Below are 13451 nucleotides of genomic sequence, written 5' to 3'. Positions count from 1 at the left end.
CAGCGAGGGCTGTCCCGGCTGACCCCGGTCGAGTATGAGACCCTGAACCAGGCCTCACTCGCGGCCTGAAACCACCACAACCCGCGAGTCAATCAAATCCGGGGCAGTCCCGTCGGCTGCGGCTTTGATGTTGGCGATCCAGGTGTTGGCGAAGCGGTGGCAGGCGGGCAACCGGATCCCGCAGACGTCGGCGGAGATGCGCAGTGTGTGGCCCTCGAGGCTGGTGCCTCCGATGAGCACTCCTCTGCGGGCCGGGTTGTTGAGCGTGATCTGGGTGTGGGCGGCTCGTAACAGTGGCCGAGCGATCGGGGGTACCGCGTAGATGCGGCCGCGGCGGCCGGTGGTGAGATGTGTTGCGGCCGGGCTGAGGTGGTCGGGGTACAACATCGCCAGTTCGCCGGGCGCCGCGCCGGTGAACAGTGCGGTGGCCAGCGCCGCGGCGCGGGGTGCGCTGGGTACTCGTGCGCGGACGGTCGACCACCACGGTCATCAGGGGTGTCGTGGTCAAGCCCGGCCCCACCGAGAAGGCCAGGTTCGGCAGTTCGAGCCGCCACCCGTGCAGCTGGAGCGCGGCCTGCGCACCGCGGACTCTGGTGATGGTGCATCTCGGGCTGGGGCTGTCGGCGACGAATCCGGCGAGCATGGCCTGCAACGGATATCTGGAGGCATCGTCCGGCTCTATTCCACCGAACAGGGTGGTGTCGATGTCGTGCCCGCGTGCCTTGGCCAGGACGGGGTCAGCACGGCCGGACCACACCTCTGTGAAGGGATGGCTGTGATTGTCCGGGTCGGCCCATTCCCTGTCGGCCAGGTATCGGCATACCTGGTGCAGTGCGGCGGTGTAGACCCCATCGACGCGAAGGAAGGTAGCCGGGGCCAGGGTGCGGGCGGCGTCGGCGCGGAACGAATCGAAGTCCGAGTGCGGAACTGCGGGCAGGTCGCCGTCATCGGCGGAATTCGGCCCGCCGGGCAGGCGCGGCTGCGCGGCCAGTTCGTCGAGCAGCCCGGCCAGGTCGGTGGTGACCTCGTGAGGGAGGCCGACCAGGTCCAGGTCCCAGTCGGCGTGCACGGTCCTGGTGTGCCACACCAGCACCAGCCGCACCCCGGTCAGCCAGCGCAGTTGCAGTAGCTGCATACGTTGCTCGTCGCGCAGTCGGTGCGCGCGCAGCACGATCAGATGATCGATGCGTTCGGCATCCACCCAGGCCGTCGCGGCGTGCCAGATTGCGTCTTTCGCGGCCGAGGACACCGATAACGATCCGGGGCCCAGCGTGGTCTTCGCGGAGGAGGTGAGTTCTTTGGCGCTGCTCGCGGACGCCCTGGACTCGAGCGCGCCGCCGCCCGACGTTCACCTCATCGAGGTCGCGGCACGAATCGCGCCCTGGGTGCTGCGTACGCTCGCGGAGTTCACCTCACACAGCAGCCTGCGACTGGCCGCGGCGGCGCTCTTCGTTCATCATTCGACATTGCAAGACCGGCTCGTCACGATCGAGCACGAGCTGGGCTGGTCCGTGCGCACGCCGGAGGGACGGCTACGGGTACAGCTCGCTCTCGCCGTCCGGCGATTGCTCCTGCACCCCGCGGCAGCCCCTCCTGCCTCACCATGCTTCCCAGCCGGTTACGGCCCGCAGGAAGCGAATACAGTCATCGATTGATGACCGGAAGGACAACCCGGCTGGGATATTCGGCACCGCGATAGAGCCGATTGACCGCAGCAACCATATCCGACACGTGCTCCTGCGCAATCACTCCGCCCGTATTGGAATTTCGGTCATATCGCGGGAAATTGCTGCTGGAGATTTCCAACATAATGCGGTGACCAGGAAGGAACACATTGGAGGTGGCGATCAGATCGATCGTGATCTCATAGATTTCACCAGGCGTCATGAGCTCTGGCGCGGACAAGGAATTCCGATAACGCATTCGTTGAATCCCGTCACACAGAATGATGGCCCTGCCGTCGGGATACACGTCGACGAGCTTCGCCGTGAAGTCGGTATCCACCGCGGACGAGCTCACGAAGAGAGTCGCGCACACCGGACCGGTTACCTCCACCGGTGCGGTGAGAACATCGGTGGCGAAGACCAGCACATCGTCACGGTCGTGCAGCGGTCGCTGATCGGCGGGGCCTTCGTAGCCGCCGTGATTCATCAGCGTGCCACCCAGCGACGGAACCGGACGGCGGGGGTCGTACAGATATACATCGACTACATCGACGTTCTCCTCCGCAACCGACAATGATCCGGCGCCGGCCGCGGTATTCGCCGGCCCCGCACCGCCGAGATAGTACGAAATGTAGTTCGTATCCGGCAGCGGCCAGTCCTGCTCGTCGCGCCACTGATCGATGCCCATAACGAAGATCCGAACCGGAGCCACGTCGTCGAGAGCCTGCTCGTTCCCCTTCAACCAGCGGTCGAAGAACGCGATGTGGCGGTCGCCCAGCATTGCCGCGTCCACGCTCGCGGTGAACATCCCGAAGTCACGGTCCGGGTAGTACCCCAGGAACCCGCTGGCGTTGTGGCTCCATGGGCCCATGATCAGATGCTGGCCCGCACGAGCTTCCGCAGATCCGGCACTCTCCTTCATCGTGGTGTAAGCCCGGAGCGTCTCCCCACAGAACAGGTCGTACCATCCGCCCATATGCAGGGCCGGCGTGGTGATGGAGGAGACCCGATCCAAAGCCGATAGCTCGGTCCACGCCTCGTCGCAGTCCGGATGACCCATCACGAAATCCAGCATCGAGGGCAAATATTTCGCGATCAGCGGATGTTCCGAAATCGGTGTGATCGCCGCCAAAGTGGAGCGATCGGCAAGCGCGTCCATCAGACCGCGAGTATCGCGAGGATCACCGTCACCTGCCGCAAGTGACCGCCGGAGCTCAAAGGTGGACATCGTGTAACTCCACAGCAGCCAGCACTGGAAGGACAAAGCGCCACCCGGTGAATGCCACGGCGCACGGAACAGATCTGCCGAAGTCATCACCGGAACGATAGCCTTCAAACCCGCAACCCCCGTGGCGGCGGTGTGGAACTGAACGAAGCCGAGATACGATGAGCCGAAACCACCTACATTGCCGTCACACCAGTCCTGCTCGAGGAGCCAATTCACCGTATCTGCGCCATCGGAGGTATCGGCAACATGCGGCTCGAATGTACCCTCCGAGGCAAAGGTTCCACGGCAATACTGAATGGCGAGCGCGTAACCGTTCTTCATCAGCTCGGAAATACTGGGCACAAGTCCATTTAGGACAGTCATGTCTTTCCGGTAGGGCTGACGCACGAGAAGGACCGGCACAGGGCCCTCGGCATCCGGAAGGTAGATATCCGCAGTGAGCTTCACTCCATCGCTCATGGGGATGCCGACTTCAACATTGACCTTATACGACATCAGCTGATGCCTTTCACTTCATTGCATTCGGCGCGATTGCCGATTCGGACGGCTGGACGGTTTACATAATCTACCGCCCGCTGGAGCATTCCGATCACCGCCATTCGCCGGGAACAACCCGCCGAACGGCTAGAGCCGGAAGGCTGCCAGAAGCCTTCCAACGCATAACCGGCACTAGAGTCTGCATGTTCGCGGCGAACGAGCGCGCGTGGGTGGCGAGCCGGCGGACTGTGTCCTCGTTGATGTCCGGGAGGGAAATACTCAGGCAAATTGAGGAACGGCGCGATATCACGCGGGACTTCTGGCATCATCGTCGATTATCACAGCAGTCGACCCAACCAGAACCATGTCGGTCTCCGTAAGCTGACCGAGCGTCCGGCCGTGGCTGCGGCGCGCTGTCAACCACGCACATCATTAGCAGAACAATCGACGGTCGTCAGGGCGCTGTTCAAGCTGTTGTATCGGGGGCTGCTCGTCTGCCATCTGACGAAGCCGGACACCCACATTTCGAGGGCGTCGGCGTACGACCCTGCTGCTCGCCTTTCCTGGTTTGTCAGTGCCAGGCTTTCGAACATCGCGGGTAGTTCCGACCGCAAATGTACCAGCCGCTCGGCCAACGCTTTGATTCGGTCCATCGCGGCGTAGATCGATTCGGCAATGGTTATATTGTTCTCGTTCTGCAGAACTAATACAAGATTGTCGTACTGCCCCGAATCAATCTCCTTCTCTATAGAGTAGACGTCGTTGATGAAGTTTCCGAGGTCCGACACTGTCTGCCTGATCAGTGACAGATGAGGACTGGAAAACGCCACCGGTGGGACGTTCAAGACGCCCGCTGGCTCCAAAATATCTAAAAAGGGTTCCATATATCCGCTGTGGCGGCGTATCTCAAGAAATAGATCGTAAGGTGCAGGACTGGCTCGAATATCTCTGTTTACCGTTTCATGTATCACGGCGGTCAGCGACCGTATCCAGCTGCACTTTGCTCTACTCCACCAATCTTGGGAACCGATTAGTACCGATTCTCTAACGACTTCCGCGAAGCCGCGGTGCAATGGTGACACGAGGTGGTTCGCGGAGATTCCGTCGCTTCTCAGAATTCTGATGAATGGCGCTACTAGCTCCAAGCATTCGGCGGCGGACACTGCGTGATCGATGTGGTCGTCCACTTGGATCGCGACGGTCATAAACTTGCCGATGAGGTCCATTCCGGGACCCGGCCTCGACAGCGGGTAAGCATAACCCACGAAATGCCCCAGATCCCACTGCCGGAAATGTGATTCGCCGAGTGCGGCACATAACCCCCTCGAAAATTCCCATTCATCGACCGTTGCGATATTCTTCGCAATATCTGCTTCGGTATGGCATTTGAATCGGAAACCGTCGCCGAGGATGTCCTCAGCGGTGAACTGAGTTTTTGCAAGGAAACCGTCCGTCATGCTGGGGTGCCTCCTTCCTGTATCTGACGTCGCATTCGCTGGCGTCATATTCCCGGTGGCGTAGGGTGGACGACAAATGTGATTTGAGTCTCGATCCGCTCAAGAGAGCCTGGCCTGCTGCCCGCACGGCCTGCTCCACATCGGCCACGCTCGCGGTTTGCTCGAGCAGGGTCTTCCGAGTCTGTATAATTGGGGTTTGTCGGATCATCGGTCAGTTCCTTGAATCTCGACTTCCGGGTACGGGGTGCCCGTGGTCCTAATGTGATTCGGGAAACCGGGATTACGCTGGCCTCGACGAACTGGTAGCATCTTCAGTTTCTTGGGATACAGGGTGAATGCGATTCCAGGCCGTACAGTGCCGGGCATCTGGGGCTGTAGATCCCAGCTGGAGGCGATGGAGGCGAGCACAATGACTGACTCCATCATGGCGAAGCTGTCACCGATGCACTTTCGGGCACCCCCGCCGAAGGGGACCAGCGCTGTGCGTGGGATAGCTGCCGAGCGTCCGGTTTCCCAGCGATCGGGGTCGAAGGATTCGGGGTTTTCGTAGGCACTGCCCCGATGCAGGATATAGGGGCTGTACGCCACGGTCGTACCCTTGGCGATGAAGTATCCGCCGAGTGATGTGTCAGCCGTGGCCGTGCGAGTCAGCATCCATCCGGGTGGATACAGTCGCAGTGTTTCGGTCATGACCTGGCGGGTGAACCTCAACTGCGGGACGTCATCAATTGTCGCGCATCTACCGTGAAGTACTTCGTCAACTTCACGGTGGAGGCGTTCTTTGACTTGTGGGTGGCGGCCGAGCAAAAAAAATGCCCAAGACAAAATTGCAGCAGTGGTTTCAGAACCGGCGAGGAAGAAAGTCAGTGCCTGGTCGACTATCTCGGATTCCGATAGCACGTGACCGAATTCATCGCGGGCAACCAGCAGAGCAGACAGGAGATCCCCTTGGTCGACCTGCCGAGCCTGATGACTGGCTACCATCGCGCCGATGGAGGTACGGAATTTTCTGCGGGCTTGATTATAGCGCCGTCCGCTCGGCGTGGGGAACGTGTCGAGTGATGCTGGAATCAGCAACCGGAGAGGAAGATTGTCGAATATCTGCGCTAAACTGTCGAGGGCTTGTTGGCGGATATCTGGCTCCCCGGCATCGGCGAACAGTGTCTTCACTGCGATCTCGCACGAAAGGCTCTGCATTGTTTTGAATACGTCAACAGTCGAGCCCTGGCCCCAGCAGTTCATCGCATCTGCCACGCTGCCAGTCATGATCGCGGCGTACGCCGGCATTCGTCCCGCGGTGAAAGCCGCCTGAATAAGCCGTCTTTGGCGCCTATGGTCTCGATGCGAACAGGTGACCAGACCATTGCCGATGACCTCACGGCCTCGATCGAATATCGGGCCTCCTTTGTCGAATGCCTTGTCGTCGCGAAAAATTTGATTTGTAAGATTCGCATCACATACGACGACCACGTCGATGAGTCCGACTTTCACCTTCACTACACTTCCGTGATGCGGCAGCGTGGTCAAAAATCTGAGGGGATCTCTCAATATTTGCCCAATATGGCCGATCAGCGGCAATGAATACGGAGCCACAGGGACAGTGCGGTCGACACTCACGACGTCTATCCCATGGTCCGTGGATCTGGCGAAGACGTGCCGTGAGCAGGTAGCCACAATGGCCTAGGTGGCTCTATGCATCGACATTCAAATGGTGGCGGAGTGCTGCCGGTGTTTCGCGACGAGTGATAACCAGCGCCTTTCTCTAAACAAATAAAGGCGTGCAGCACATTCTGTACAGGCGTAGCAGGTGGGTGCCCGTACGTTCTGCGCGCTACTTCATGAACCCGAGACAACGGCATGTCACCGACTGTCGCATAGATCGGCTTCGCCCTCTGTGCGGAGTTAGCGTTTCAGCCCCGGAACAGAATTTTCGGCACCAAAACCGGAAGTGTGCTGGTGGTGTTTGGGGGATCGCGCCAACACGGGTCTCATGCGCTTACTAAGGAGTTCGTAAGTAGGTCGAGACTCGCTGGGTGAATTCCCGGGATTCTCGCGGCATCCTGGGAGAATCCCGTGGGTGCGTGACAACGACGGCCGGAAGTTGGATCACAAGACCCTCGAGGTGCTGCGGATGCGGGCGATCGAGCAGGTCGCGGCGGGCGCGCACCCCGAAGAAGTGGCCGTGACCATGGGGTTTCACAAGAACACCGTGTACGGGTGGCTGGCCAAGGCGCGTGAGGGTGGTAAGGATGCGTTGAAGGCCAAGGCGGTTCCGGGGCGCCCGCCGCGACTGAACGCCACGCAGATCTCGAAGCTGTACGGATTCATCGTCGGTGTCGATCCGCGCCAGCTGTCGTTCGAGTTCGCTTTGTGGACAAGGGAAATGGTGCGTGAGGTGATTGCCCGCGAATTCGGCGTGAAGCTGAGCGTGGTCAGCGTGGGTCGCCTGCTGCGCACGATGGGCATGTCACCGCAGCGTCCGCTGCACCGCGCCTACCAGCAGAACCCCGACGCGGTGGAGCGGTGGAAGACCGAGCAGTTCCCCGCGATCCGCACCGAAGCCAAAAAAGCCGGTGCGACAGTGCATTTCGGCGACGAGGCCGGAATCCGTTCGGACTACCACGCCGGCACCACCTGGGCACCGGCCGGACAGACCCCGGTCGTGGCCAACACCGGTGCCCGCTACTCGATCAACATGCTGTCGGCGGTCAGCGCCCAAGGCGCGCTGCGTTTCATGCTCCACGAGGGCACCGTGAACACGACGGTGTTCATCGAGTTCTGCAAACGCTACGGGCCCGGTGTTCCTGATCGTGGACGGCCATCCCAGCCACCGCGCCAACGCCACCAAACAGTTCGTCGCCTCCACCGAGGGCCGGTTGCGGCTGTTCTTCCTACCCGGCTACTCGCCCGAGCTCAACCCCGACGAATGGGTGTGGAAGAACGTCAAGGCCGACCGCATCGGCAAGATCGATGTCACCAGCAAGGACGATCTGAAGACCAAAGCCACCGGCGCCCTGCGCCGCCTGCAGAATCTACCCGCCCTCGTCCGCGGATTCTTCCGCGATCCACACCTGGCCTACATCACCGCCTGAAACGACTTACTTCTGAACTCCTTAGTAACTGAACGGCATTGGCATTAGAGGCCTATTCGTCGCCCATTTCGCCGATGAGCCGCGGTTCGTCTGGATTGAGCCAGCCGCCAACCGCGTCCCAGTCGGCTCTAGTCATCCGCGTTGCGCCCAGTCTTCGTGTCGGAGTGCAGACCGTCCGGCGAGGTTGTCTACGATCTCGACTGTCTTTCAACAACTTTCCGCAGCGAGAACAAGGCGTGTTGATCATCGGATACTCCTGAGGGAAATCATTGTCATGATGGTGACGAGCGATTCGTCGGTAGCGCCGGTCGAGCTCAGGGCACAGTGCTAGGGCGCGCGCCTGGTTGGCAGTCAAAGCGAATCCGGAAGGGTCCACAGCCGAGCACACGGCAAAGGCGGCATAGGGTCGCCGATGTCGGCGTCGATCGTGACCACGGCGGCCGGCCCGATCGCCGCAGCGAACATATCGGCGGCATCGCGACTGGCGCGGTAGTCGAGTTCGATCGCCGGATTGAAAAACCGGATCCTGATATGACATTCACCGCCCTGGCAGACCGGCATCGCGTTTCGAGGTAGGTAGTCGGCCATGTTCATGGCGCCTGTTCAGAAATCGAGAGATACGGCCTATGGGAGTACCGCGCGACGTCGTTGTCGTATCCAGCACAACGCTGTACCGGACGCGGCGCTCCTTCCCAACCGTCAGCCAAGCCGCACCTATGCTTCAGGGACGGTGGTTTCCACACTCTCGGCCGGAGACCGAAAGGACGGTCTGTCGGGCCGGATCGGTCGACGGGAAGCTCGATCTCGATACGAGGTCTGGCCCTGAGGTTTATATGAAATGCATGGCGGGACTCGTCTATCTGGAGGTCACACTCACCTAGAGCATCTGTTGGGAGGCAGTGAACCTGTTCACCCCGATCCGCGAGGCCTTCGCCGCGGACAATCACTGCCGCCGCGACAGCCGGTAGACGGTCGTAGTCGGCGGTGTCTGCGACGATTGTCACCATCGGACTGTTCACAAACGACCGACGCCCGGTTGCTGTCGCCCCCATGTCGGAAAAGTAGACACAGTCCTCGACTGTGCGGTAATGAAGGCTCCCGAAGAACCTACCGACGGTATACATTACCAGTACCAGATTCGAGAGCACCGGAAGGCATGTGGCTCAACATATTTTCTTGCATGTGGATTCCTCAGTTCCAGCTCTCCGGTTTGATGTCGCGTATCCGATATGGAGCTATCGCGAGTCTTTGATTAACGTCTGTCCCAGTCTCACTCTCGGATACGGCTCTGTAAACCGAGTCACTGCGGCTGTGCCCCGAAACGAAAGCCCGTACAACGCCAGCGAAATCGCAGCAACCACGAGGTCGCACTCGCACCGCAGCGTTCTGGAGCAGGCACCTCGATTCCGTTGCGGGGAATCACCTATCTGGGATCACTACACCAACGACCGCGCCGACGAACGTCTGATCGAGAGCACACGCGACCTGGTGTCGAGGCGGGACGTCGGCACCAGCCCAAAGACCACCCAGCAGCGGGCGACCGTCGAGCAAGGCAGCATGGATCACCACTTCCACGGCAAGGCAGACCTCGCAGACACCGCAGTAGACCAGGCCACGGGGGAGCTGAAGCCCGTGCGGCCGAATAGCTTTGCAGACTGGGGTCGGCCGGTGGGCGATTGCCGCATATCTGCGGGTGCCCCCGCGGTACGCAAGGGCTTCCCGGTTGGGGCGGCTCACGCAGGAGCGAGACGTCATGGGCCCCGGACTGGCAGGGACCGGCATTCAGGTAGTCGGAGTGCTCCCGAGATCGCCAGCCATGCCCCGACTAACAATCACGCGCATGTCGATGCCCACCACTTACTCGGATCCTCTCCTGTTCAGGCGAGTCAGATCGTGCACAATCTTGACCAAGGCCCTGGTCACACTGTTACTCAAGCGCACCGCACCACTTGTGATAGGCGCAGGCTCGGTGCACCGGCTCGGGAAAGTGGCACCGTGCTGTCCCGTCGTGAGCCGCCGCCTGCAAACGACACGCCCGAACGCCGACGCCCGATACGCGCCACCGGCACGGTCGTGTTCCGGCGTGACCATGGTCGACGCCGCCTTGTTCGGGGAGGCGGACCACTTGCGCTGCTGGAGATCCCATGAGCCAGTCGCCTTCCGGAACATCGACGCCGACCACCTGGATCGGAGGTGGTCGCGCATCTGGAGGACAAGATCGAGTAAGCGCGGTCGCTGTGACGGGGGAACCGATCCCTGGACGAGACCGCGAATAAGACCGGGATCCCGAAAACCTCGTTGCACCGCGTACCGGGCGACCGGACGCCTCGGCGACCGCCCGAGCGTGCGGAGCCCGCTCCGCAGCGAACGTGCGACACCATCTCCGCGAACAATGCCAAAGCAACACCGCTACAGAGAAACACGTCCGTCTCGCGGCCCAATTCTTACCGTCGTCCGGCCGACCGTGACACCACGAACAGCACCCTTCGGCCACTTCAGTGCTTGCGAATGAGTGCGTCAAGTTCACCAATGATGCTATTGCCCGAGCCAACCACTACGATATCTGTCCGGATCGTCGACCGCGCCACCGACGAGTGCGAACCACATTGCTCACCCCTGACCAAGGCTTGGGCTTGGGCCGGGCACGAAATCGCCTGGTCCAGCACCACTTCCACAGCGGTAGAATCCGCAAGACGCAATCAGAACGGCCTATATCAGCTGGCGAGTATAAACAGTGCGGACAGCACGCCCCACACTGTTAAGACCCAGGCAAAGAATATCGCTCGCAGTCCGATTACGGCGTGACGAATTTCCATGAAATAGTTGCCTACAACAGAAATTTTGACAAATACGAGCGTCAGTACACCGACGGATACAGCAGTATGCGGAAGTTCACCATTCCCGAGCCTGAGTTCCGACCCCTCGGCGAGCCACAAAGATGCGCCGGTGAGAAGGATCAGCGCGAGCCACACCAAGTAGAGTGTTGCGCTGAGCCCCTTGCTTCGTAGCCGCATCGTTGAAATCCTTACAATAGATAGAACATCGGAAACAAGACGATCCACAACAAATCAACCATATGCCAGTAAGTTGCTCCGGTCTCGGCACGGATAATCATTACTGCACGGGGTCGATCGCCACCGGAGGCGATAGCAAGCCATGTCAGGATGCACATTCCGATCAACACATGCACGGCATGGATTCCGGTGAATACAAAGAAATACAGGTAGAAGTCGTTGGAGGTGAGGATCACGCCGGCGTGTAGTTGTGCGCTGTATTCGAAATATTTGTTCATCAGAAAGATGGCACCACACGCGATGGCGAGAAGAAAATAGCACCGAGGCCGTATCCTGCTCATCCCCGAGCGTAAAGCTGTGACAGCGAGGGCTACCAACAATGAACTGGTAAGTAACAGTAGGGTGTTGACCAATCCAATGCTAGTATTGAGTGTGTGCCGTGATTGTTCGAATAGTCCGGGTTGACGTGCCCGAGCATATGTGATTGTGCCGAAAAATATTGCGAAGATCGTCATATCTCCGAGAACGAAGACCCAAACACCGACCTCGCCGGGGACGCGGCGTGCCCATACCTGCGAAGTGTCAACGCCATCGGTATGGTGGTCGGATCCTATTTCGGTGGCAATCACTTCTGCCCCCGGTCGACAGCAATACTGTCCTCCCGCACCCGGCGTCGCTTGCCGACCTTGATTCCAAGGTGAGCGATCTCGAATATCAGCAAGGCCACCAGCCACACGAAGAAAACAACCAACGGAATCCACAACGAGATCAGCCCGTTCCACGCGAAGACGCCCTTCTTGACGAAGACGATGAGCCCTCCAGGAAACAAAAGGAAGGCCATCCAGAACGACAAATAGCCGACCCATCGCGGAAAGACTGGTTTCGAATCAGCATCGCGAAGAATTGCGATACCGACCGCCACAGCCCACATGCTGGCCGGCGGCCACATGAACAGAAACAGGAACCAGCCGAAATCGTTCCATGCCTGCGTTATATGGGGATCGGTTTCACCGGGCCGGAAAGCTGCAATGGCCCACACGAGCGGGATCAGCGCCGCCAGTCCAGCGACAGCGCTCGCGCTACCCACCTGAATATAAGTCAGCGTCGGGAAAGTTCCCTCCCGGCTTCTCAGCTCGGACGCCACGAGCGCTGCGAAAGGGATCAGCAGCGGGAAGGAAACCGTCATCAAGACGGTTCCGATACGGATTGGAACCAAGTTACTCAGGTAGACCGAAGTGATCTGGTCGGCGGTTAGGTCGGGTGCAGGCGGTGGTAGGAACCGCGCGAAGGCGACCAAACCCAGCCCGAACAGCACCATCATACCGATGCAGCTCCACACTCCGAACAAGCGAGAGACATGGTCGGCCGGGTCCCGTTCGATCGCTCCGACATGGTTAGGGGAGTCTTCTGTCAACATTCCATACTCCTAAGACACTCAAACCCGCATAGGGCGGGCTGGGTCCATCAAGACACGCGCCGATGCGGGGCCATCAACACTGCCATTCATTCGATCTCGTCTATGCCGTTCACGACGACCCTCGCCGCTGGGGCTATAAATGGATCGAAATTGACTCGATCCCTTTCAAGGTTGCGGTCATCCGATCGGCCGTTCGCAACTGGCTCGGCCGTGCAACATACGCATCCACACATCTGCGCGACCATGCTCTGAGCCATCGGACGGGCGGTGGATGCCGCGTTGGCACCTCAGCAATACCTCGGTTGCTATCGGACCGATGCGGTCCGGCCGGACCAAAGCATTTGCCGTAGCCTCGCATCACCGACAACGCAGACGTTCATGAAAGTTCGAGATACGAGGACCGTCACGGGGTGCTTATTGGATATCCAGTGATTGCATTCTTCTTCTGACGGAATCGAACACCAACGGAACGCCGGAAGCAGCCATGGCAATACCGGCTGCCATGGCACGACCGTTCACTATCATTGCAGCTACGCAACCGGCCAAGTGCGTACTTCATAATCGGGGTCCCTTCATCGGAATTCCATTGGTATATAGCATCTAACAATCCGGTCGCACCGAACCTACGAACCGGACCATTCGTGCCCCGGATCGCAAGTTCGGGCCGCAACACCCGAAATTTCCCCTGCACAGCACGCTGCACGAGATGGACGCCCGGTAAACCAACGGAAGTTTCGAAGTTGTGCACACCGCTTACTGACGCGTCAGGAAACGATGCGGCAGCGACGCCGGGCCGAGTGGACTACGGCCTCGATTTGCAAGCAGGTGGCCGTCGAGAAACGCCTCCTGACCACCAAACAGGGAGTTCGGAGCCGACTTGCGCTGGACGCGGTTCAACCCGTCAACTGGATCAGGCGTTCCCGCGACTTCTACTGGACATGACCAGTTACCTGGGGGCTCGGGCCAGGCTTGATCGTCCCACCGATCGCAGTGGCAGATTGAATCGTCTGTAAGTGTTGGTGGTGGCTGGCCTGGGGCTGGCTGGCAGGGTGGTGCCGGTTCTTCAGACCGGGTGTGACTCGTGAATCGCCTGGCCCCGTAA

At 59.9% G+C, this 13451-nt stretch carries 9 protein-coding genes and 1 pseudogene; 2 read left to right on the top strand and 8 right to left on the bottom strand.

Annotated features, from left to right (window positions below; all coding sequences use genetic code 11):
• Positions 1–88: 88 nt before the first annotated feature.
• Positions 89–1201, bottom strand: coding sequence for a hypothetical protein (locus ABH933_RS45035; protein WP_429429233.1), 1113 nt, complete (start codon positions 1199–1201; stop codon positions 89–91).
• On the opposite strand from ABH933_RS45035, the gene ABH933_RS45030 reads away from it, so the two are divergent.
• A complete protein-coding gene (locus ABH933_RS45030; RefSeq protein ID WP_429429231.1) occupies positions 1185–1655 on the top strand; it encodes a helix-turn-helix domain-containing protein in 471 nt (156 codons plus the stop codon). The genes ABH933_RS45035 and ABH933_RS45030 overlap by 17 nt on opposite strands.
• Here the strand turns inward: ABH933_RS45030 and ABH933_RS45025 are convergent.
• From ABH933_RS45025 to ABH933_RS45015, 3 genes are all read right to left on the bottom strand, one after another.
• Positions 1645–3387 (bottom strand): CocE/NonD family hydrolase, encoded by a 1743-nt coding sequence (locus tag ABH933_RS45025; RefSeq protein ID WP_429429229.1) that lies wholly within the window; start codon positions 3385–3387, stop codon positions 1645–1647. The genes ABH933_RS45030 and ABH933_RS45025 overlap by 11 nt on opposite strands.
• A gap of 398 nt (positions 3388–3785) precedes the next feature.
• Positions 3786–4826, bottom strand: coding sequence for a terpene synthase family protein (locus tag ABH933_RS45020; RefSeq protein ID WP_429429227.1), 1041 nt, complete (start codon positions 4824–4826; stop codon positions 3786–3788).
• A gap of 204 nt (positions 4827–5030) precedes the next feature.
• Positions 5031–6443, bottom strand: a complete 1413-nt coding sequence (locus ABH933_RS45015) for a cytochrome P450 (RefSeq protein ID WP_429429226.1) — start codon at positions 6441–6443, stop codon at positions 5031–5033.
• 451 nt (positions 6444–6894) lie between these two features.
• Between ABH933_RS45015 and ABH933_RS45010 the strand changes: the two are divergent.
• Positions 6895–7918: pseudogene (locus tag ABH933_RS45010) on the top strand (IS630 family transposase).
• A 351-nt stretch (positions 7919–8269) separates the two neighbouring features.
• Here ABH933_RS45010 and ABH933_RS45005 read toward each other — a convergent pair.
• The 4 genes from ABH933_RS45005 to ABH933_RS44990 form a co-directional block, all read right to left on the bottom strand.
• Positions 8270–8506, bottom strand: a complete 237-nt coding sequence (locus tag ABH933_RS45005) for a hypothetical protein (RefSeq protein ID WP_429429224.1) — start codon at positions 8504–8506, stop codon at positions 8270–8272.
• Positions 8507–10632: 2126 nt separating this feature from the next.
• Positions 10633–10932, bottom strand: coding sequence for a cytochrome C oxidase subunit IV family protein (locus tag ABH933_RS45000; RefSeq protein ID WP_429429222.1), 300 nt, complete (start codon positions 10930–10932; stop codon positions 10633–10635).
• 11 nt (positions 10933–10943) lie between these two features.
• Positions 10944–11561, bottom strand: a complete 618-nt coding sequence (locus tag ABH933_RS44995; protein ID WP_429429220.1) for a cytochrome c oxidase subunit 3 — start codon at positions 11559–11561, stop codon at positions 10944–10946.
• A complete protein-coding gene (locus tag ABH933_RS44990; RefSeq protein WP_429429218.1) occupies positions 11558–12349 on the bottom strand; it encodes a hypothetical protein in 792 nt (263 codons plus the stop codon). The genes ABH933_RS44995 and ABH933_RS44990 overlap by 4 nt, the downstream gene beginning before the upstream one ends.
• Positions 12350–13451: the final 1102 nt, after the last annotated feature.

It is taken from the genome of Nocardia sp. GP40, from assembly GCF_050434125.1.
In the GTDB taxonomy this organism is placed as follows: Bacteria; Actinomycetota; Actinomycetes; order Mycobacteriales; family Mycobacteriaceae; genus Nocardia; species Nocardia albiluteola.
The sequence above is the reverse complement of the archived record's forward strand: the minus strand, read 5'-3'. Positions and strand labels throughout refer to the sequence as shown.